The sequence below is a fragment of the Campylobacter showae CC57C genome, assembly GCF_000344295.2.
GTDB lineage: Bacteria > Campylobacterota > Campylobacteria > Campylobacterales > Campylobacteraceae > Campylobacter_A > Campylobacter_A showae_B.
In genome coordinates this window covers 44,521-65,929 of sequence record NZ_AOTD01000211.1, presented here as the reverse complement: position 1 = coordinate 65,929, position 21,409 = coordinate 44,521, and the positions used below count along the sequence as shown (strand labels likewise).

Below are 21,409 nucleotides of genomic sequence, written 5' to 3'. Positions count from 1 at the left end.
AATAAACTCTCAAAAAAAGAATGAAAATGTTTAAAAAAATCTCAAAAAAAACGCTTTGGCAAATCATCGCCATGATCGTATCTAGCGCCGTTTTTAGCGGTTCTGGGATCCTGATACTAGCCTTTATCAACAAATACCTCTTAAATTTAAAAGAACAAGACGCTCAAATTTTGCTCGCATTTTTCGCGCTTTTGTTTTTATTTTTGGGATTTTCAGTGCTCTCGCGTATCGCTCTTAGCGTTATCGGCAACGACTTTGTCTATGAGCTACGCACCAAAACGATAAAAAGGATCCTAGATACCGCAAATCAAAAAATCGTCGCCGCAGGCAAGTCGAATTTGATCGCCTCGCTCTCAAGCGACGTGCGCAGCCTAACCGACGGCTTTATGCAGGTGCCAAGCATCATCCAAGGCGTGCTTATAATCGGCGCGACGGGCGCTTACGTGCTGTTTATCTCGGCCGAGATTTTCGTGTTTTTGGTCATTTGGATGAGCGCGGCGACATGGATTTGCCGATACTTCATAAAAAATATCCACAAATACTACGAACAATGCCGTAACGGCGAGGATGCGCTATACCGAGACTATCAGACCTGCGTCGAGGGGCACAGGGAGCTTAGCTTAAATTTAGCCCGCGCGAAGCGGCTTTTTCTTGAGCGTTTCATACCCAACGCAAAAAGCCTGCGCGCAAATATCGTAAAAGCCGAGATCCATCAGTCCTTTATGAGCAACTGGCTAAACACCGTGATGCTGGGCGCCGTGGGCATCGAGATATATTTTTGCCTAGCCTACGATGCCGCTAGCCTACAGGATGCAATCACGGTTGCTTTGGCGATACTTTTTTTGCGAGCGCCTCTCATGATGCTGCTTTACTCAGTGCCTAGCGTCTTTCGCGCGCGTATCGCCTACGGGCGGCTTAAAAAGCTTGACCTAGCGCCCTTTGAGCCGGAGTTTGAGTTGGGCGAGACGGCTCCGCAAATTTGGCAAAAACTACGCCTAAAAGATATAAATTTCGCCTACAACGAAGGTAGCGAATTTGCGTTAAAAGATATAAATTTAGAGATCGGACGCGGCGAGACGGTCTTTTTGATCGGCAAAAACGGTAGTGGCAAAAGTACGCTATTTATGATTTTAGCGGGACTTCTAACGCCAAAAAGCGGCGAGATGTTCGCCGACGACACAAAAATCACGGAGTCAAATTTAAAAAGCTACGCAAACACGATCAGCGCTGTTTTTACCGACTTTTATCTCTTTGACGAAGTGATGAGCGACGATCTGGCTCTGATAGAGGGGCTACTAAAAAAGATGTCGATAGAAAATAAAGTAAGCGTCAAGGACGGAAAATTTAGCACGCTAAACCTCTCCCAAGGCCAGAAAAAGCGCCTTGCGATGGTTGCGGCACTGCTTGAAAAGCGTAAATTTTTGATCCTTGACGAGTGGGCGGCTGATCAAGACCCCGAGTTTAGGCGGCATTTTTATACGGAGTTTTTGCCTGAGTTAAAGGCACAAGGCTACACGATTTTTGCGATCAGCCACGACGATGCGTATTTTGACGCGGCGGATAAAATTTACGAGATACGAAACGGGCAAATCGCGCTCGTTAAGGGCTAAAATTCAGCTAAAAACGGTTAAAATAACGGATATCATTTTAAACAAGGAGACATAATGCAGCTAAGCGAGGAAGCAAGAGAAGCCAAAGAGATGGCGCTAGGTATGATGAACGATAACTTCATCGGCCTTACAGAGGATATGTGCGCAAAATTTGGCGGCTTTACCAGCCCGCAAAACGTCAAAATGACCGATATCACCGAGGACGGCATGCACATCGCCTGCGACGAGGGCGAGGTGTTCGTGCCGTTTGAGAAAAAAGCCGAGCTAACGGTTGAGAGCCTACGCGACGAGGTGATAAACGTCGTAAACAGCATGGAGGGATAAATCCCCCTTGCGCCTCTTTAGCGGGATCGCATTTAGCTTGCTTCTATATCAAATTTAACTCTTAAATTTTACTCCACTTCAAATTTATTTTAAAACCTTTCAAATTCGGCCTTTAAATTTCACGATTTAAACGCGCAACATACTCCTTAAAATTAAATCTAAAATCTCGCGAGCGTAGCTATAATCGTAAATCAAAATTATAAGAATTGATTTTTATTATTAATTAATACCAAAAATAGTAGAATAACGGAACTTTTTATCATTATTAATTATGATAAAATGAAGGGAGTCAAAATAAGCAAAAAAGATTAGGCGCGCAAGGCGGCAAATTTATACTTTTGTCGCTAGTAGCAGCCGCGAGCCTAAACGCGCAAACCCAAAACATCACGCTTGACGCCGCCATAGTAACGGCGACGGGTTTTGAAAGCGCGCTAAAAGACGAGACTAGAAATATATTCGTCGTAACCAAAGCAGACATCGAGGCCTACGGCTACCGCTCGGTAAAAGAACTCGTAGAAAAGATCCCTAGCGTCGATTTCGTCAGCACCTCAAGCCTAGGCGAAAACATAGATATGCGCGGACAAGGTATGCGCGGAGACGGCGCGACGCCAACTATAGCCGTAAAAATCATGCTAAACGGAGTACCGATAAATATGGTCGATGCGGCGCACGGCATCATACCGCTTGAGATGATCGCGATCGAGGACATCGAGCAGGTCGAAGTGATGCCAGGAGGCGGAGCCGTGCTCTACGGTAGCGGCACTAGAGGCGGCGTGGTAAATATCATCACCAAGCAAAAGCCGCGAGATTTTTTCGCAAACGTGAGCTCCAAGATAGGCTCGTATAGCTACCGCGACGCCGCAGCCACCGTTGGCGGAAATGTGAGCGAGGATCTGTTTTTAAAATTTAGCGGCAAAGCGTTCGGTCAAAAAGGCTACAGACACGACTACAAGGAGCGCGGATACTACCTAAGCGGCGGACTAAACTACAAATTTAACGACTCCCACTCGCTAAATTTGACGCCTAGCGTATTTAAATCAAAAAGGAACGATCCGGGTACCCTAACCCAGGATCAAGTTTCGCAAAACCGCAGACAAAACGCCAATAACGGCCTAACAAAGCTCTTTGAAAACGAAAAAATCGACATTAGCGCCGTTTACGAGGGTAAATTTAACGACTTTTACTCGGTAAATTTGATGCCGTATTATCAAAAAATCAAAATCAAAACCTCATCTACCGAGTCGGCTCGTGGCGTGCGCTATCCGTCGCAAGGGCTTTTCGGCGATAAAAAATACGGCGTAAATTTTAAAAACAAGCTTGACTACGGCAGCGGCGAGTTTATCTTCGGCTACGACTACGAACAAAACAAGGGCGATAGAGAGTCGCACTACGAGGTAAAAACATCGCCCGTGATAAGCCTAAAGCACGATACGACGCTTGATCTACAAAAGACCACTCACGCGCTTTATTTTATGGAAAAGCATAAATTTACGCAGCTTTTTGATCTAAGCTTTGGGTATAGATTTGAGCGCGCGCAGTACGAGGCTAGCAGGGTTTCAGACATGAAGGGCTTTAGAAACGGCATACCTTTTCCTCCGACGACTAGCTACAACGCCATAGGCGACGGCAGAGATATCGACAACCACGCGTTTGAGTTTACGCCGAATTTCAGATACTCCGACACCGGAAACGTATATTTTAAATTTGAGCGCGGCTACATCTCGCCCTCGCCTTCTCAGCTAACCGACAAAGATCAGGTGACCAAGCAATACAAATTTAACGACCTAAAATCGGAAAAATTTAACACCTACGAGATCGGGCTAAAAGATCACGTCGCGAGCATGCCGGTAAACGCTACCGTGTTTCTAACCGATACTAGCGACGAGATAGCCTATGCCGAGCTCGGAGCCAACCACGGAGACGCTTGGAAATACTACAACATCGCAAAAACCAGACGCTACGGATTTGAGTTTTTTAGCAGGCAAAATCTCTTTGATAAGCTGATCTTGAGCCAGTCCTACGCCTACGTAAACGCCACGATCAAAAAAGGCGATAACGCGGGCAAAGAGGTGCCCTACGTTTCAAAACACAAATTTATATTCGGCGCGGACTACGAGATCGTGAGCGACTTGCACCTGTTTGCGGACTATAAATTTTACTCAAAGAAAAAGGACGTAAACTACGACAACATCTCCTCTCGCAGCATCGTGGACGCAGGCGTTTCGTATAAATTTAAAAACGGGTTTGGCATAACAGGAGGCGTAAAAAATCTCTTTAACAAAAAATACTACGACTACCAAGGCAAAAACAACCAAACCGGCATCTACGAGTATAGTCCGGCAAACGAAAGAAACTACTACGTAGAGTTTAAATACACCTACTAAACCGTTAAATTTAGGGCTTTGTGCCCTAAATTTTATCTTTTAGGCGCTGCGTTTCCCTGCGAAACGTTATTTGGATTTTGTTATCTAACGCTATGAAATTTCGTCAAATTTTATTACCGATTAATGATAGCGGCGGTATAATAAACCGCTTTTGATAATTAATATTAGGATTAAAATGTTTGAGTATATAGAAGTCGGCGGTATATTTATGTGGCCGATATTTTGCCTCTCGGTGCTCGGTGTTGCGGTGCTTCTTGAAAAGGGAGCGTATTTTTTATTTACCGAGATAGACGCGACTAGTTCGTTTAAGATCAAGCTTTGCAATCTCATTTTAGAAGGCGACTACGCAAAAATCAAAGAATTTTGCAAAGGCTACAAAAACTCGCTTGCCAAAACCGCGCTTTTCGTCGCGGAAAATTTAGGCGAAGGCGCTAGCAAAACGCAGATCGACTACATCGCCGAGGAGGCCGTATCTATGCAGCTAACCTCGCTTGAGCGGCGCACGTGGATACTGGGCCTTTGCGCTAGCGCGAGCCCGCAGCTAGGGTTGCTTGGCACGATAGTCGGTATGATAAAGGCCTTTAGCGGACTTAGCGGCGGAGTGGACGCTCCGCTCGTAGCAGTCGGTATCTCCGAGGCGCTTTACACGACGGCTTTTGGGCTTATAGTGGCGATTCCTTGCGTGATATTTTTTCTTATGATTAGCAAAAAGATAGATTTCATCCTAAACGATCTAAACCGCATTATGAGCCTGTTTGGCCGCAGTTTTGAAAGGAGAAGCTGTGAAGTATGTCTGCAGAGATAAAGCCAGATACGCCGGCATCTCGATGCTAAATTTGATCGACGTGATATTCGTGCTTTTGCTATTTTTTATGGTTACAACATCTTTTAACAAATTTGCCCACATCGACATCGCCCTGCCCCAAAGCGCGTCAAATTTAGACGAAAAAGATACCAAAAACGTCGAGGTTTTTTATATGCTTAGCGGCGAAGTGCTTTTGAGCGTAGGCGGCGAGCAAAAAAGCTTAAATTTAGCAGATCTAGCCGCTCAAATCGCAAATTTGACCCCAAAACAAAAAGAGAGCATCAAACTAAACGCAGATGAAGCGATAAACTACGGCGAGGTCGTAAATTTGATCTCTATTTTAAAAGATAACGGCACGCAAAACGTCGAGCTAAATATCAAGAAAAAGCCCAAAGGATAGAAAATGAGCCTAGTTTTATCTCCCTGTAAATTTAACCAAGGAGAATAACCATGATTGCCAAATCAAGCCAAGGAGCTATCGCGCTTTCGCTGATAGCTTGCCTAAATTTATATGCCGCGGAGGATAGCTCCACTAGACTAGACGCCACCGTCATAACTACGACGGGCTTTGAGAGCGCGCTAAAAGACGAGGTTAGAAACGTAACGGTAATAACCGCAAAAGAGATAGAGGATAGAGGATACCGCGATATCAAAGAAGCGCTAGAAAAGGCTCCGGGCGTCAGCCTAAACGGCAACAACGTAGATATGCGCGGACAAGGCTCCAGGAGGAGCTCGTCGGCTAGATCGACCACGACCGTAAAGGTGATGGTGGACGGCGTCGCTTTAAACATGATCGACACTACGCCTACTAGGATCCCCGTAGATATGATACCTATCGAGGACGTAGATAGGATAGAGATAGTCCCGGGAGGCGGCACCGTGCTATACGGTAGCGGCACGATGGGAGGCGTGATAAATATCATCACCAAAAAGAGTAAAAAGAAATTTTACGCCGGCGTATCTAGCAAGCTCGCCTCCTACTCGTATAAAGACGTATCCCTAAACGTGGGAGGCGGAGTAACTGACGCGCTATCTTTGAAACTAAACGCGAAAAAATCGGACTCAAACGGATATAGACGCGGGGATAAAACCAAAGAGGACTACCTCTCTGGCGGCCTAACCTATCAGATAACGGACGATCAGGCGCTATCTATAAACTCAAGCTATTTTAAAGACAAAAGCCGCACCACCGGCGCTCTAAGCAAAGCTCAGCTAGAGCAAGACAGAAGACAAGCGGGATCAAGCAAAACCGACTATCTAAACAAAAGAGTTAGCGTAAACGCCGACTACTCTATAAATTTAAACGACGCGCTGACGTTTAATCTATCGCCTTATTATCAAAAACTAACCATGGACTCCTATAGCGCCTACAAAGACGGCGGCAGCGGATCACTAGGGCTAACCGACAAACAAGCCGGAGCTAAATTTAAGGGCAAATACGGCTACGGCAGCGGAGATTTTATATTCGGCTACGACTTTTTAAGACAAGAGGCCAAAAGATCTATACTCTCGAAATCTACGAGCAGACGCGGACCTATCACGGTAAGCGCCGACGTCACGACCAAATTTGACGTAGAAAAGAAAACGCATTCGTTTTACGTACTAGAAAAGCACGACTTCACCGATCAGTTTTCTTTGAGCGCGGGATATAGACTTGAGCTAGCTAGAAACGATATGGATAGACGCTCACACTCCGTCGTAAAGATGACGCCGGGCAGGACGATAGTTAGCGATTCGTCCTTTAAAGGCAAGAAAAACTCGGACAACCACGCCTTTGAGATAACGCCTAGCTTTAAGTACTCAGACACCGGCAACGTTTATTTTAAATTTGAACGCGGCTTCGTCTCACCATCGCCAGTTCAGTTCGTAGACAAGCCAAACAGAACCGACTACGTAGTAAACAATCTAAAATCCGAAACCTACCAAACCTACGAGCTTGGCGTGAGAGATATGATCTATAATAATTTCATAAGCGCAACCGTGTTTTTAACCGATACGAAAAACGAAATCTACACCAGAACGCTCACAAATAACATAACCGACGGTTGGTTTTTTATAAATTTAGACGACGTCAGGAGATACGGAGCCGAACTCTACGCCGAACAGCAAATTTTAGACAATCTAAAAACCAGCCAGACATTCTCCTACGTAAAAGCCGAATTTAAAAAAGGTAACAACAAAGGCATGGAAGTGCCGACCGTACAAAAGAGCAAATTTGTCGCTAGCATCGACTACGAGCCGATCAAGGATCTAAATTTACTCCTTGACGTCAAATACCTATCAAAGCTAAAAAGAGCGATCTACTCTGGCGTAACGGATATATCCGGCTACGAGACGCAAACCGTATCCAGAACGCTAGTGGATCTTGGGGCGAAGTATAAATTTAAAGGCGGATTTTCAGTATCTGCGGGAGTTAAAAATTTATTCAACAAAAAATACAACGCCTATCAAAGCGAGCTAGAGGACATATACGAGCCCGCCGACGAGAGAAACTACTACGTAGAGTTTAAGTATGCCTACTAAAAACGGAGTTACGGCGGTTTTGGCGGCGCTTACGGCGCTGCTTTTTATATTTTCGCTTAGCCTCGGCGGAGCCGATATCTCGTGGCAAGATATAATCAAATTTGCAAGCGGCGGCGAGATAGACGAGATAAAAGAAACGATCTTGCTAGAAATTCGCTTGCCGCGCGTCATAATGGCCTTTTTAATCGGCATGCTTTTAGCAAGCTCTGGCGTCGTCGTACAAAGCGTGTTTTTAAACCCGTTAGCCGATCCCTACATCATCGGCATCGCCTCCGCCGCGACCTTTGGCGCCGTGGCGGCTTATCTTTTAAAGCTTCCCGATTTTTACTACGGCGTGTTTGCCTTTTTTAGCGCGGCGATACTTTCGGTGCTCATTTTTAAACTCTCTAAAAAAGGCAAATCCATCGCCACGCTTCTTATTATCGGTATCGCGTTTTCGTCGTTTTTGGGCGCATTTACGAGCTTTGCGACCTACCTCATCGGCGAGGATAGTTTTAAGATAGTAGCGTGGATGATGGGCTACGTAGGCTCTGCCAACTGGGAAAAGATCGCATACATCAGCGTTCCTCTCGTGCTATCTATGGCGTATTTTTACTTTAAGCGTTTTGAGCTAAACGTCATCCTAAGCGGCGACGAAGAGGCTCAAAGTCTAGGCGTGGATGTCGAAAAGATGAAAAAACGCCTACTTATCGTTTCATCCTTAGCCGTGGCGTTTTCGGTCGCGTTTACGGGCATGATAGGCTTTGTGGGGCTCATCATCCCGCATACCTTGCGCATGATACTAAAGACCTCGAGCAACATCGTTTTGATACCCATTAGCGCCTTTGCGGGCGGGCTTTTCCTGCTAGCCTGCGACACGATAGGCAAAAGCGTCCTAAGCCCGACCGAGGTGCCTATAGGCGTAGTTACGGCGTTTTTCGGCGCTCCGTTTTTTCTATTTTTAGCTATCCGTTCAAGCAGGAGCATATAAGGTGAAAGTAGAAAAACTATGCTTTAGCTACGGCAAAAAAGAGATACTAAAAAACGTAAATTTAAGCCTCAAAAACGGTAGGTTCGTAGGGATTTTGGGTCCAAACGGATGCGGCAAATCCACTCTTTTAAAAAATATCCTAAGAATTTTATCGCCAAATAGCGGCGTGATCACGCTAGAAAACAAAAAGCTGGAGGATTATTCGCTAAAAGAGTTGGCTAAAATTTTAGGCTTCGTGCCGCAAAAAACGGTTCTAAGTATGCCGCTAACGGTCGAGGATATCGTGCTAACGGGGCGCTTTTGCCATCTAAAAAGCCAGTTTAGCGGATACGACGCAAACGACGTAGCCAAAACCTACGAGATCATGCGTCTGCTTGACGTGGAAAGGTTTGCTAAACGCAGCGCCCACTCCTTAAGCGGCGGCGAATTTCAGCGGGTGCTGCTAGCTAGAGCGCTAGTTAGCGAGCCAAAGATTTTGCTTCTTGACGAGCCTACGAGCGCGCTAGATCTAAACTACGGGGTTCAGATGCTAAAGATCTGCGAAAATTTGACTAGAGAGCTAAATTTACTCTCCGTAGCCGTGCTACACGATCTAAATTTAGCGGCTATGTTTTGCGACGAGCTCGTGATGCTAAAAGACGGCGAGATACGCTACGCAGGCACGGCAAAGCAGCTTTATACGAAAGAAATTTTGTATGAAATCTACGGACTAAACTGCGAAATTTTAGAACACGACGGGATGCCGTTCGTCGTGCCCGTAAAGCGATAAATTTACAAATCAAATTTGAAAGGATTTTCTATGAAAAAAATAGCCGCACTTTTACTTGCAGCCGGTTGTCTTTTGGCGAATTTAACCGCAAACGCGCCCAAAAAACTAGTCGTACTAGACCCATCAGTCGTCGAGATAGTCTATATGCTAGGCGCGCAGGATCAGCTAGCGGCCATCGCTACGCTTCAGTTTTCTAAAATTTGGCCCGAGGATCAAACCGTAAAGCTAAAAAGCGTAGGCACGTACACAAAGCCAAATATCGAGCAGATCGTCGAGCTAAAGCCCGATCTTGTTATCACCAGCTTTCACTCGGCAAACGTAAACGAGAGCCTTGCTAAATTTAACCTAAAAACCCTCACGCTAAAAGCAGATAGCGTCGGCGATATCTACAAAAATATCGAAGAAATCGGCAAAGTAACAGGCAAAGAGCAAAAAGCGAGCGAAGTCGTAAGCGAGATAAAATCCAAAATCGACTCTTTTGCAAACAGCGAGGTAAAGGGCAAAAAGATACTAGCGGTATTTTCCTCGACGCCGCTTACGGGCTTTAGCTCAAAGACGCTGCCGGGCGATATCTTTACCAAACTCGGACTAAAAAACATCGCCGATAGCGTAGAGGGCTCAACTCCGATCGTCTCGACCGAGTTTATCTTATCGCAAAATCCAGACTACATCGTCGTTATCGGCGGTATGGGCGGCGACGGCGAAAATTTCCTAAAACAAAATCCGGTGCTTAAAAAAACGACCGCCGCAAAAAACGGCAAAGTACTCACCGTGCCCTCCTCGCTGCTACTTAGAGGAACGCCTCGCATAGGCGAAGCCGTAGATAAATTTTACGAGATGCTAAGCAAATAATGCGTTATTTTCTAGTCTCGCTCGTCTTAAATTTAGCTCTGCTTTTTTTGCCGTTAAACTCGCGCCCAATAGAGAGCGCAAAACCGCAAGAAACGATAAATATAAAGCTAAATTTGACGCAAGAAGAGCCTAGTAAAGAGACTAGAGAGTACGTGCCGCCTCAAAGCGCCGAGCCATTTGAAAGGCCGAAAGAAACGCAGCCCGAGCCGGTCAAATTTGAGCCCGAGCCGCAACCAGAAATTTTACGACCCGAGCCAAAGCCGGTAAAGAGCGAACCCATAAAACCCAAGGAGGAGAAAAAGCAACCGCCAAAACCGAAAATAAAAAAACAAATCTCGCCAAAGCCCGCGCAAGCGGTAAAAGACGAGCCTAAATTTGAACCCACACTCGCGCCCGCGCCGACTCAAAATTTACCCGCCGAGCAAAGCGCGCAGCCTAGCTCAAATTTAACTCCCGCAAAGCAACCCGCCGCGCAAAATAACGGCGAAGCAAAAGAGCAAAACGCGTGCAAAGAGGGCGTCGGCTTTACCGTGGCGCGCGAGCCTGAGGCCAAATACCCCAAAAAAGCGATCATGCTGCGGCTAAGCGGGACGTTTAAGGTCGAGGTCGATTTTAAATTTGACGGACAGATACAGATCGTCGCCGTTCGCGGGAAAAACAAAATTTTTAACGACGAAGCGGTGAAAATAACAAAGGAATTAGAAATTAAAGCATTAAAAAATATTTCGCATTGTATAATTACCAAACCTTACGAGTTCAAAACGGAGGAATAGATGTTTGAAACCAGGCAAAAAGGGCACGCCGGACCGACGCGTCCTAAAAAGATAAAGATGGCGACTAACGCCGAGGTCGAGAAATTTTTAACCGAGGAGCTACCGACGCAAAAGGACGGCGTGATATACATCCACGTGCCTTTTTGCGATAATATCTGCTCGTTTTGCTCGATGAACCGCACGAAGCTAGAAGACGAGCTAGACAGCTACACGCAGTATCTGCTGGGCGAGATCGAGAAATACGGTAAATTCCCGTATCTACAAGCTAAAAATATCCGCAGCGTCTATTTTGGCGGCGGGACTCCGACGATACTAAAAGAAAAGCACCTAGAGCCGGTTATCACGGCTCTGCGCTCAAATTTTAATATCTCGGACGACTGCGAATTTAGTCTAGAAACCACGCTGCATAATCTAAATTTGAGCAAAGTGCGCCTACTAGAAAGCCTAGGCGTAAACCGCTTTAGCATCGGCGTGCAGACATTTTCGGACAAAGGTCGCAAACTGCTAAACCGCGTCCACGACAAAAAAGGCGCGATAGAGCATCTAAAAATGATCAGGCAAAATTTTAGCGGCATGGTTTGCACGGACGTTATCTTTAACTACCCTGAGCAAACGATAGACGAAGTGCTAGAAGACGCTCGCCTAGTAGACGAGCTAAAGATCGACAGCACGAGCTTTTATTCGCTTCAGCTTTTTGAGAAATCAGAGCTCGCAAAGACGGTCTCGCAGGACTACTACGACGTGAACTACGAGCATAAGCTGCACAACGCTTTCTTTGAAAAGCTGCTAGGCACGGGCAACTACGAGGTGCTAGAGCATACTAAATTTAACCGCATCGGCCGCGACCGCTATCAATATATCCGCCTAAGCCACGAGGGCGCCGATATACTGCCGCTAGGAAGAGGCTCTGGCGGAAGGCGAGGCTACTACGACATATATAACGCTAAAGAAAAAATGCGTATGATAAACAAAGTAGACGATAAACAGCGTGCCGAAGCGCGGCTAAAAAGCCTCTTTATGTACCCAAAAATCGACCTCGCGCAGGTAAAAAGCCTAGTTAGCGACGAGACCTTTAGCGCGCTAATGGAGTTTTTCAAAAAATGCGAAAGCAAAGGCTATATGCACATAGAAAACGGCTTTTTAAACTACACGACCGACGGCGTATTTTGGGGTATGTCGATCGGCACCGAAGTAGCAAATATCTCACAAAAGGACTTTGAATGAAAAAAATAGTTATCTACACGAGCGCGACTGGAAATACCGAGAAAGTCGGTCTTGCCATCGCAAACGAGCTTGGCTGCGAGGCGGTCAAATTTAGCGAGAATCTACACCTAAATTTGGACGGCTACGACTTTATCGCGCTTGGATTTTACGTCGATAAGGGCGATGCCGAGCCTAAATTTAAACGCTTTTTGCGAGAGATAAAGGGCAAAAAAGTCGGCCTGTTCATGACGCTAGGGATGGATCCTGAGCACGAGCACGCGATGAACTGCCTAGAAAAGGCAAAAGTCGTGCTACGCGAGGGCGAAAATGAAATTTTACGCGAGTTTTACTGTCAAGGCGCGATCGATCCAAAAGTCATCGAGCAGCTACGCAAAATGGGCGAAGCAGCGCCTAACGACCCGCGCTACGCCGTAACTCCAGAGCGCGAAGCCAGATGGGCTAGAGCCGCAACTCACCCTGATGCAAACGACCTAGAAAATGCGAAGGCGGCGTTTAAAGGGATATAAATTTGCCGCCGCCTGGCGGTCAAATTTGCTAGTCAAATTCGGCGCATTTTAAATTTGTAAATTTGCGCCCTATTTTTGGCTTTACTTTAAATTTTACTCACCCAGACCTGCATCTTGAAAGTGCTAAATTTGGTTTTTAAATTTGATGTCAAACCCTTAACTTGCCTTAAATCTCTTTACTTTTATGTGCCAAGAGGGGGTGCGAGTACAAAACGAGTGCCGTAAAGCAAAAGCTCTCTTTTCTGTCAAGCTTTTTATTTTTTTGGGCGGCGGAAGGGGCTCTACTTACGGTCTGGCTTGTAGCTGCTAGCGCAGCGACGCAGAAAACTCCACCATCCCCACTGTACGTTCAAGGGGTGCGTTAGCGCTGTCGCGCCGCATGTTTGTAAATTTGATGGAGTTAAATTTTACGTTTTCAAGGTGCGGGTCTCGGTAGGTAAAAAGCGCTCAAAAAAGAAGTCGCAAATTTATCGCCAAATCATCCTTAATACTCCAAATAAGCCAAAACTCGCTATAATCTCCTAAAAAATTAAAAGGAAAATTTATGATACAGACTTGTTTATTTCCGGCTGCGGGCTACGGCACGAGATTTTTGCCTGCAACCAAATCGCTACCAAAAGAGATGCTGCCGATCCTCACAAAGCCGCTCATTCACTACGGCGTGGACGAGGCGCTGGAGGCCGGCATGAAAAATATGGCATTCATCACAGGTCGCGGCAAACGCGCGCTGGAGGATTATTTTGATATCAGCTACGAGCTAGAGCATCAAATCTCGGGCACGAACAAAGAGCACCTACTCGTCGATATCCGCGAGCTGATGGCGCGCTGCACGTTTTCATTCACTCGCCAAGAGAGCATGAGAGGCCTAGGCAACGCCATCCACACGGGCAAAGTCCTCGTGCGAGACGAACCATTTGGCGTAGTGCTAGCTGATGACCTCTGCATCAACGAAGAGGGCGAAGGCGTGCTATCTCAAATGGTAAAAATTTACGAAAAATACCGCTGCAGCATCGTTGCCGTAATGGAAGTGCCGATCGAGCAGAGCAAAAACTACGGCATCGTCACGGGCCGCGCGATCGAGGATGATTTGCTCATGGTTAGCGACATGGTCGAAAAACCGGACCCAAAAGAAGCTCCGAGCAACCTAGCCGTCATCGGCCGCTACATCCTGACGCCTGATATTTTCACGATCCTAGAGCGCACCAAGCCCGGCAAGAACGGCGAAGTGCAAATCACCGACGCACTAAAAGAGCAAGCCAAAGACGGCATGGTGCTGGCGTATAAATTTAAAGGTAAACGCTTTGACTGCGGTAGCGTCGATGGCTTCGTGCAGGCGACCAATTTCTTCTACGAGCTAGGCAAAAATGCTAAAAAATGAGCTATTTTTCGAAAAAACGCCGCTAAGCGCAATCGGCTCCTACGCCAAACGCATGAACGACGAGCTAAAAGGCGGCGAGATCGGCTACTATCATTTGCCCGAAATCGGCGCAAATTTACTAAGCGAAATCGCCGAATTTGAAACGACGCTCGCACACGTAAAAAGCGTCGTGCTAGTAGGCATCGGCGGTAGCAGTCTGGGCGTCAAGGCGCTAAAAACGATGTTATCTGGCGCTAAAAGGAACCGCGAGCGTGAGCTTTATTTTCTCGATAACGTCGACGCCTTTAGCTTCGAGCAAGTTTGCGAAAGCATCAAATTTGACGAAACGCTTTTTATCATCTCATCAAAATCAGGCACCACGATCGAGACGATTACTCTGTTTAAGTGCATTTTGGGAGCCCTTTAACCCCTCAAATTTGAGTACAAATTTTATCGTCATAACAGACCCCGCCTCGCCGCTAGAAGCCTACGCCAAGCAAAACGGCATCAAATTTTTTAATATCCCTAAAAACGTCGGCGGCAGATTTAGCGTGCTTAGCGCGATCGGTCTGGTACCGCTAATGCTATGCGGATACGACGCGGCGGCGCTGCTAGAGGGTGCGCGGGCGTGTAAAAAGCGTTTTTTAGAAGACGGCGACGATACGCTGCTACAAAAAGCCTACCACTACGCGACGCATAAAAACGCCAAGATCAACGTGATATTTAGCTACGGCGATAGATTTTTGGAGTTTAACGACTGGTACGTGCAGCTATGGGCGGAGAGCCTGGGTAAGAAAAAGGGCTACAAACGCTACGGACTCACGCCCGTCGGACTCATCGGATCGCGCGATCAGCACAGCTTTTTGCAGCTCATCATGGACGGCGTGAAGGATAAAACGGTAAGCTTCATCAAGGTGGCGGCCGCAGGAGCAAACACTGCGATACCGAGCATTAGCCTAAACGGCCTTGAGGGCTGCGACTTCGTAAACGGGCTAAATTTGGGCGAGCTAATCAACGCCCAGTGTAGCGCCACCATGCATGCGCTCGTGCAAGAAGGCATCAGCGTAGACGTCATCGAGCTTGAGCGGTTAGACGAGGCGAGCGCGGGATTTTTGATTTATTATTTTGAGCTTCTCACGTCAGCTACGGGCATAATGCTAGGCATAAACACTTACGATCAGCCAGGCGTCGAGGTCGGCAAACGCATACTAAAGACGATGCTAACGGCGGGCAAGCAAGACTAAAGTGCGGCTCTAGAGAGTGCAAATTTGACGCGAATTTTGCTTTGTAAAATTACAACGTTAGCTCACGTAAATTTTTAGCCTACAAGATTGTGTTTGCAGTATCGCTAGCAATTTTGGATTTAAATTTGCACAGTTTTGTTTTAGCAAATTTGAGGCGGAAATTTAATGCGTATCCGTCAGTGTTGGCGAACAAAGTAATAAGCCGCCTCGCGACACGACTTTTTTATTTGCTTTTATTTACAGTGCTGCAACGACTCTAACTATAAAATTTGCGTAACATTATGCAACTTTTTAGCACTTTCTAAGGCTAGCAAACTGGCTTGTTTTGCAATAATTTTACCTTGCCTGCTTACCTACGCCAGCAAGCATATCAGAGAGACAGCTTTAACACAAACCAATAGTTAGTCGAATTTGTCTGTAAAATTCTAAAATTTTACTTATCAAAATGGCATTCAACAAACGCAATTGTAAGCAAATTTAGGCTTTCGTCATGTATCATCTTATGATTTTCAAACCCGCGCTATCTAGTTACAAAATTTACATTCTTACATACTCTAAATTTAATGTATGAATTCTCAGAAGAATTAATTTTGCCTGATCAAAAGTTAAACTTGTTTTTTATACCGGATAGCAATGCTTGTCTATATCCAGCAAAACAGTATAAGCAAATTCCAAAATTTACTCACAAATAATAATTTTTGTTATTTGCAAATTATTTTTCTTTAAGTTTTATATGCTATAATTTCATCATAAATCAAATCAAAGGAGACAAAATGTCAAAAGTTGTTACCCAGTTAAATCAGATTCAGGCCGACGCTCATGCGTTATTCGTTAAATTTCACGACTATCACTGGTATGTAAAAGGCATTCAGTTCTTTAGCGTTCACGAATACACCGAAAAAGCTTATGAAGATATGGCGGAGATATTCGACGACGTCGCTGAGCGTGCTATACAACTAGGCGGTAGAGCTATCACCAAAATAGAAAAGCTAAACAAGCTAGCTCATCCAAAAACAGATAACAAAGATAGCTACACTCCGACCGAGGTTTTAAAAGGCGTTTTGGCTGAGTACGAGCACTTGCTGGGCGAATTTAAAAAGCTAGAAGAAGTCGCTGAAGAAGCAAAAGACAGCACGACTGTAACTATGGCGCAAGATCAAATCGCAAAATATGAAAAAGCTATCTGGATGCTAAAGGCTACTTTGGCTTAATTTTTGGGGCGCAAGCCCCTTTCTCTATTCTTTTTTCTTTTAAATTTTAATTTCTACAAAATATCAACTTAGTTATCTTTAACATTTTCAAAATAAGCAGAAACCCAATACTCCGAAAACTAATTCAAATTTAGATTCTAAAGTGGTGATTTAACTGCTTTATCGAGGTATTAAAGAGCGTACTCAAAAAATAAACTTTAAATAGAGAAAAAGAAGAATATCTCGGGATAAACCCGAGATATTTAAAATTAGAATGTGTATTTAGCTTGGAATCTTAGCTGTTTAGTTTTATCTTTTGAGTCATCTTGGTGTTTGTTGATCTCATACGCATAGAAGCTTGAGAACTGAAGTTTAGCACTGTAGTCGTAAGTTAGTCTTGCTACATACTCTTGATATTTCTCTTTATCGCCTGAAGCAAGCTTAACTTTACCGTTAGAGTAATCGCCGCCCACTCTAAATTTCTCAGCAAAAGTGTATCCTGCCTTTAAGAACCAGAAGTTTGCTTTACCCTCAAGAGCAGTATAGTCAAGAGCAGATTTTATCTCGCCTACATCTATAAATGAACCTTGATCCTCTAGGCTTACAAAACCTTTAGCTTTGTCGTGAACCTTGTAGCCTATATAACCGGCAGCTACATCAGCGCCAAATACTTTTGTACCAAGTTCACCTGCATAGAAATCCGTATCTTTAAAGTTAACGCCAACATTATTGTCTATATCAGCATGTGCATATTGAACTTGAGCACCGACATTTACATCATCAGTAACATTAAGACTAAAGTTTACGTCACCTATGATGAGGTTAACGGAATCAACCAAAGATGCATACCATAGTTGGAAGCTTACCGGATCATAAGAGCCGATAGCGGCTACCGCATATAGGTTGTTATTAAAGATACCAGGGACATTAGTGTAAATAGCGCCATCGCTCTCGCCATTATTTTCTAATGCATCAAAAGCAAATGCAGTTAGAGTCAAGCCTGTAATATCTCTATTTTCAACTCTGACGCCAGTGCCTACAGCATCATCAGTAAAGAATGAACCTATGGTTTGCTTGCCTGCAGTTATTGTAGTGTTACCTACGTTATATCCAAGGTAAAATTCTTTTACGTTAAATGGACTTGTTGTATCTGTTCTATCGCTGCGTCCATCTGCATTAAAAGCAGAGCTGTCGTTGGAATTATATCTAAGTGTTAAAACACCAAAGAAATTATCATCTAAAGCAGCTTTAAAAGAAAATTCTGATTTAAATTGATGATGTGCAACAGTATTGTCTTTTTGCCCAGCACTATCTTTGACAGCAATATTATTATATCTATATCTAGCATATCCTGATAGATCTACATTTTTAATAGCTTCTTCAAGCGGTGTAGCGCTCGCTACAGTTGAAAAAGCACCTAGTGCAACCAAAGTTGCCAATGAAATTTTAGCAATTTTCATTATTTTCTCCTTAAGAAAGATTAAATATGTGAGAATAGTAGCATAATATAACCTTTGATAAGCTTAAAAATATATAATTTCAGATGAATTATTACCGAGTGTTTACTAAAATATACTATATGAATTAAATTTTATAGTGCAATTTGGGGATACCGAGTTAAATTTAACTCGGTAAATTTGATTATTTTAGGTAGCTTCCCTGTGTGGGCGTAGTGGAAACGTCGGTATTTTCCTGGACACCATCTTTGTACAATAAAGCATCTTTACCTTTTAAGAAGGCAATGATAGCTCCTAGATCTTTATATGTAGTTTTTGCTGCAACGGTTTTCATTAGATTTCTCATATTTCCGCCGTATTCAGGATCATTTAAATAGCCAGAAAAAGCGGCCTCTATATTCTCTGCGCTTATCTTGGTTAACTTCTCAGATGCACCATAGGCCCTTTTGTTTCCATCTTCACCATGACAAGAGGCGCAATTTTTAGCATATAGCTCGCGACCCCTTTCTACACTATATTTTCTTTTACCGTCTACGCCGATATTTAAAAACTTGCCGCCGCTATCAGTCTCGGGTGCTTTTTCATAAACATTTATACTTATATTTTCGTCTTTAGAATATTTTTCTACCAAGCTTTTTAGCTCTTTTGCAAATTCGCCTTTTGCCTCAAATATGTAGCTCGGCTCATCAGCAGCATTTAAAGAAAAAGTAAAAAGACACGCTAAAAGCGAAAAACGCACAAATTTCATAAAAAACCTTTTTGATAAATTTAAAAATCCCAAGCAAATGGAAATTTGCTTGGGATTATAGCATAAAACTAGCTTTTTTGATTAGAAGCTGTATTTGGCTTCAAATCTTATGCGGTCGTGTTTATTTTTATGATCTCCGTCTTTTTCTTTAGCTGCTGCATAGAATGTAGAGAAATTAAGTTTTTTGCTGTAAGCATAGCTACCGCCGACGTTCCACTCGTCTCTATCAACTCTCTTATTATATCTATAGCTATAGCCCTTACCGTCTATATAGTTAGCATACAAGCCAAACTCGTTAAATTTATATGACGCTCCGACAAACCAATAGTCGTTTTTGTCTTTAATGTTATTATAGTATTGAGCGCTACCGTTCATGACCGAGTTAAGTAGTTTGCCTGGGTTGATTAGTTTGCCGTTATCTTCAACAGTTACGAAAGATGTTTTATCGTCTTTAGCCTTATAGTAGATATAACCTGCATTTAAACCGACTCCGGCAAATCCTACATCACCTTTAGCTGCAAAGAAATTTGCATCACCAAAGTTATTGTCGTCTGACTCATTGTGAACATATTGTGCTTGTAAGCCTAGTTTTACTGCATCTAGGTCAAATTTCAAAGCCGCATCAGCTGCAAATAAATTTGCGGTATCCTCAAGATATGCCCACCAAGCTTTAAAGTTTACAGGATCATAGCTTCCCATTGCACCCACGCCATAGTAGTTAAGGCTTTTTGACCCTGCTAGGCCTGATAGTAGTCGACCGTCATAGTCAATGCTATCTGTTTCAAGTGCGTCAAAAGCAACACCAACCAAAGTAAGACCTGATATATCAGTGTTTTGTACTCTTAAACCAGTTCCTACCAAATCATCGTCAAAATATGTTTTAACAAATTGCTTGCCAGCTGTTATTGTAGTATTGTTTATATTGTAGCCAAGATAAAATTCTCTTACACCAAATGAGCTTGTAGTATTGGTGGTATCGCCATTAAATCCAGAACCGTCATTTGCTGCATATCTTAGACCCAAAACACCAAAGAAGTTATCGTCAAGAGCAGCCTTAAAAGTACCTACGAATCTGAAGTTATGATTTGCATTATTTTTATTGAATGCGCCTGGCATACCATTCCAGCGGACTTTATTGTGAGTATATCTATATCTTGCAAATCCTGAAAAATCTACATCTTTAATAGCTTCTTCAAGTGGAGTAGCATTTAAAGTAGAGAAAGCGCCTAGCGCAACCAAAGCAGCTAAAGAAATTTTAGCGAGTTTCATAAGTTCTCCTTTATAAAAGTTTTATAGGCATAATTTTAGCACAAAATCGGTCGTGGTAAGCTTAATGCAAAAATTTAACATAAATAATCATAAAACACGAATATATCAAGCTATTACAAGGCTATTTTTGATACTTAATATTATTAAAATAAGAATACTACCAACAAAGCTTAAATATGAAAGCTTAATTTCAAGGATTTTCGCGAGATAAAAAGATAAAAAAGGGGACGCACATCCCCTTCTTAAAAGGAGTTCTAACTTTGATTGCTTGTGAGAATTATAAAATATTTCGGTAAATCAACGGCTAATCAAAGCTGATATTTTCACTTTTCGGAACTTCGATTAGAATTTTTTTGTTGCTTTCTTGCTGTTGTGGGCTTTTTGCAGGACTTGTACTTTTAAATTTCGGCGTTTTATTTCCTTTATGCGTAACGTGGTGCGTTCCGCTTTTTATGAGTAGCATCTCAGTGACGAGTCCGCCTGAAACGCTTGCATAGACGGTATCTCCGCTAGAAAAGTAAAATTTATCCGCACAGTACTTGCCGCTAGGCAGTTTGCCGTTTGATACGTCGATTGATTTTATATCGTAACAGTATCTGCTGCCGTCATAGGTTACGTTTGATATTACGCCGCGTAAAGAGCCTTTAATGGGTGCGGGTTTTTGCGCAACGGGTTTTTGGACGACTTTTGGTGGCGGTTTTTTCTCAAAAAATGCACAACCGCTAAAAACCAGCAAAACGGCGGCTAAATTTAAAAACTTAAGCCTGACCACTAAGGACGTTCCCGCCGAGTTCGGCTATTCTTTTATCTACGGCTTGAGTCGCCTTTTCTATCGTTTTTTGCGAAATTTCAGGCAGTTTACCACCCCAAATTTTCTCAGCCTCTTTAAAGCCCCTTAGCATGCCTTCTTTTCCGGCTTCGAGCTTTTGCAAGTCGTCTCCTGCGGCGCTAATAATAAAATTTGAAATCCTATCCGCAGTGTTTGCGATACCGAAAAATCCATTCTCGCTCACTAAATCGCTGGCTTCGCTTTGGCTTAGCTGCGTTATAGGCTTGCCCTCGTAGCCGATAGATTTAAAATCGACGCCCGATAAGATATCGTTTAGAGAATTTATGCTTTTGTTTTGAGCGCCGAAAATGTCGTTAAATTTTGCAGAGCCGTTAAAGGCCGAAACCTGAGACAAGAAATTTGAGCTCGCATTTGAGTCAGCCCTAGCTTGAAAATGCGACAAATAGCTATTTGTTAGCTGTTTTGCGTCGATATTTGCATAGGCTTCTTGCATTCTTTTGATATTTTCATTTTGATCTACGCTTGCCGAGTTTTGGACGTTCTGCACGTCGTAGCGAGGTTGCGGGATGTATGGATTTTGGCTTAAACCGTTGATGCTTTGCATGTTTTATCCT

At 43.8% G+C, this 21,409-nt stretch carries 19 protein-coding genes and 1 pseudogene; 15 read left to right on the top strand and 5 right to left on the bottom strand.

Going from position 1 to position 21,409, the window contains the following annotated elements; genetic code table 11:
• The first annotated feature begins 26 nt into the window (after nucleotides 1-26).
• The 15 genes and pseudogenes from H740_RS08240 (at nucleotide 27) to H740_RS08170 (ending at nucleotide 16,552) form a co-directional block, all read left to right on the top strand.
• A complete protein-coding gene (locus H740_RS08240) occupies nucleotides 27-1,610 on the top strand; it encodes a cyclic peptide export ABC transporter (RefSeq protein WP_034957741.1) in 1,584 nt (527 codons plus the stop codon).
• A 54-nt stretch (nucleotides 1,611-1,664) separates the two neighbouring features.
• Nucleotides 1,665-1,934 carry a DUF2470 domain-containing protein gene (locus tag H740_RS08235; protein WP_002953181.1) on the top strand — a complete coding sequence of 90 codons (270 nt, stop codon included), beginning with the start codon at nucleotides 1,665-1,667 and terminating at the stop codon, nucleotides 1,932-1,934.
• Between the two features lie 338 nt (nucleotides 1,935-2,272).
• On the top strand, nucleotides 2,273-4,318 hold the full coding sequence (locus H740_RS08230) for a TonB-dependent receptor (protein ID WP_002953179.1): 2,046 nt from the start codon (nucleotides 2,273-2,275) through the stop codon (nucleotides 4,316-4,318).
• Nucleotides 4,319-4,493: 175 nt separating this feature from the next.
• Complete coding sequence (locus H740_RS08225) at nucleotides 4,494-5,123, top strand: MotA/TolQ/ExbB proton channel family protein (RefSeq protein ID WP_002953177.1); 630 nt, start codon at nucleotides 4,494-4,496, stop codon at nucleotides 5,121-5,123.
• A complete protein-coding gene (locus H740_RS08220) occupies nucleotides 5,101-5,523 on the top strand; it encodes an ExbD/TolR family protein (RefSeq protein WP_002953172.1) in 423 nt (140 codons plus the stop codon). The genes H740_RS08225 and H740_RS08220 overlap by 23 nt, the downstream gene beginning before the upstream one ends.
• Before the next feature lie 50 nt (nucleotides 5,524-5,573).
• On the top strand, nucleotides 5,574-7,646 hold the full coding sequence (locus H740_RS08215) for a TonB-dependent receptor (RefSeq protein WP_002953170.1): 2,073 nt from the start codon (nucleotides 5,574-5,576) through the stop codon (nucleotides 7,644-7,646).
• The gene (locus tag H740_RS08210; RefSeq protein ID WP_002953168.1) at nucleotides 7,636-8,616 is read left to right on the top strand and encodes a FecCD family ABC transporter permease; all 981 of its coding nucleotides are present in this window, start codon (nucleotides 7,636-7,638) and stop codon (nucleotides 8,614-8,616) included. Before H740_RS08215 ends, H740_RS08210 begins: the two co-directional genes overlap by 11 nt.
• Before the next feature lies 1 nt (nucleotide 8,617).
• On the top strand, nucleotides 8,618-9,385 hold the full coding sequence (locus tag H740_RS08205) for an ABC transporter ATP-binding protein (RefSeq protein WP_002953167.1): 768 nt from the start codon (nucleotides 8,618-8,620) through the stop codon (nucleotides 9,383-9,385).
• Between the two features lie 30 nt (nucleotides 9,386-9,415).
• A complete protein-coding gene (locus tag H740_RS08200; protein WP_002953165.1) occupies nucleotides 9,416-10,237 on the top strand; it encodes an ABC transporter substrate-binding protein in 822 nt (273 codons plus the stop codon).
• Entirely contained in the window at nucleotides 10,237-11,010 is a 774-nt protein-coding gene (locus H740_RS08195; protein WP_002953163.1) for an energy transducer TonB, read from the top strand. The genes H740_RS08200 and H740_RS08195 overlap by 1 nt, the downstream gene beginning before the upstream one ends.
• Entirely contained in the window at nucleotides 11,011-12,234 is a 1,224-nt protein-coding gene (locus H740_RS08190) for a radical SAM protein (RefSeq protein ID WP_002953161.1), read from the top strand.
• Entirely contained in the window at nucleotides 12,231-12,740 is a 510-nt protein-coding gene (locus H740_RS08185; RefSeq protein ID WP_002953158.1) for a flavodoxin family protein, read from the top strand. Before H740_RS08190 ends, H740_RS08185 begins: the two co-directional genes overlap by 4 nt.
• Nucleotides 12,741-13,284: 544 nt before the next feature.
• The gene (galU, locus tag H740_RS08180; RefSeq protein WP_002953156.1) at nucleotides 13,285-14,118 is read left to right on the top strand and encodes a UTP--glucose-1-phosphate uridylyltransferase GalU; all 834 of its coding nucleotides are present in this window, start codon (nucleotides 13,285-13,287) and stop codon (nucleotides 14,116-14,118) included.
• A pseudogene (locus H740_RS08175) lies at nucleotides 14,105-15,341 on the top strand (glucose-6-phosphate isomerase). The gene galU and the pseudogene H740_RS08175 overlap by 14 nt, the downstream one beginning before the upstream one ends.
• Before the next feature lie 773 nt (nucleotides 15,342-16,114).
• Nucleotides 16,115-16,552, top strand: coding sequence for a Dps family protein (locus tag H740_RS08170; RefSeq protein WP_002953154.1), 438 nt, complete (start codon nucleotides 16,115-16,117; stop codon nucleotides 16,550-16,552).
• Between the two features lie 248 nt (nucleotides 16,553-16,800).
• Here H740_RS08170 and H740_RS08165 read toward each other — a convergent pair whose 3' ends face one another.
• From H740_RS08165 to H740_RS08145, 5 genes are all read right to left on the bottom strand, one after another.
• The gene (locus tag H740_RS08165; protein ID WP_002953151.1) at nucleotides 16,801-17,991 is read right to left on the bottom strand and encodes a major outer membrane protein; all 1,191 of its coding nucleotides are present in this window, start codon (nucleotides 17,989-17,991) and stop codon (nucleotides 16,801-16,803) included.
• A gap of 181 nt (nucleotides 17,992-18,172) precedes the next feature.
• The gene (locus H740_RS08160) at nucleotides 18,173-18,769 is read right to left on the bottom strand and encodes a cytochrome c4 (RefSeq protein WP_051052718.1); all 597 of its coding nucleotides are present in this window, start codon (nucleotides 18,767-18,769) and stop codon (nucleotides 18,173-18,175) included.
• Between the two features lie 48 nt (nucleotides 18,770-18,817).
• Nucleotides 18,818-20,005, bottom strand: coding sequence for a porin (locus H740_RS08155; RefSeq protein ID WP_002949637.1), 1,188 nt, complete (start codon nucleotides 20,003-20,005; stop codon nucleotides 18,818-18,820).
• A 304-nt stretch (nucleotides 20,006-20,309) separates the two neighbouring features.
• A complete protein-coding gene (locus H740_RS08150; protein ID WP_002953141.1) occupies nucleotides 20,310-20,777 on the bottom strand; it encodes a hypothetical protein in 468 nt (155 codons plus the stop codon).
• Nucleotides 20,764-21,399, bottom strand: coding sequence for a hypothetical protein (locus H740_RS08145; protein ID WP_002953139.1), 636 nt, complete (start codon nucleotides 21,397-21,399; stop codon nucleotides 20,764-20,766). Before H740_RS08145 ends, H740_RS08150 begins: the two co-directional genes overlap by 14 nt.
• Nucleotides 21,400-21,409: the final 10 nt, after the last annotated feature.

Coding starts and splice junctions, on each gene's coding strand:
- H740_RS08200 (WP_002953165.1), top strand. CDS start 9,416: ATGAAAAAAATAGCCGCACTTTTACTTGCAGCCGGTTGTCTTTTGGCG.
- H740_RS08215 (WP_002953170.1), top strand. CDS start 5,574: ATGATTGCCAAATCAAGCCAAGGAGCTATCGCGCTTTCGCTGATAGCT.
- H740_RS08185 (WP_002953158.1), top strand. CDS start 12,231: ATGAAAAAAATAGTTATCTACACGAGCGCGACTGGAAATACCGAGAAA.
- H740_RS08195 (WP_002953163.1), top strand. CDS start 10,237: ATGCGTTATTTTCTAGTCTCGCTCGTCTTAAATTTAGCTCTGCTTTTT.
- H740_RS08190 (WP_002953161.1), top strand. CDS start 11,011: ATGTTTGAAACCAGGCAAAAAGGGCACGCCGGACCGACGCGTCCTAAA.
- galU (WP_002953156.1), top strand. CDS start 13,285: ATGATACAGACTTGTTTATTTCCGGCTGCGGGCTACGGCACGAGATTT.
- H740_RS08240 (WP_034957741.1), top strand. CDS start 27: ATGTTTAAAAAAATCTCAAAAAAAACGCTTTGGCAAATCATCGCCATG.
- H740_RS08155 (WP_002949637.1), bottom strand. CDS start 20,005: ATGAAACTCGCTAAAATTTCTTTAGCTGCTTTGGTTGCGCTAGGCGCT.
- H740_RS08170 (WP_002953154.1), top strand. CDS start 16,115: ATGTCAAAAGTTGTTACCCAGTTAAATCAGATTCAGGCCGACGCTCAT.
- H740_RS08225 (WP_002953177.1), top strand. CDS start 4,494: ATGTTTGAGTATATAGAAGTCGGCGGTATATTTATGTGGCCGATATTT.
- H740_RS08145 (WP_002953139.1), bottom strand. CDS start 21,399: ATGCAAAGCATCAACGGTTTAAGCCAAAATCCATACATCCCGCAACCT.
- H740_RS08235 (WP_002953181.1), top strand. CDS start 1,665: ATGCAGCTAAGCGAGGAAGCAAGAGAAGCCAAAGAGATGGCGCTAGGT.
- H740_RS08165 (WP_002953151.1), bottom strand. CDS start 17,991: ATGAAAATTGCTAAAATTTCATTGGCAACTTTGGTTGCACTAGGTGCT.
- H740_RS08210 (WP_002953168.1), top strand. CDS start 7,636: ATGCCTACTAAAAACGGAGTTACGGCGGTTTTGGCGGCGCTTACGGCG.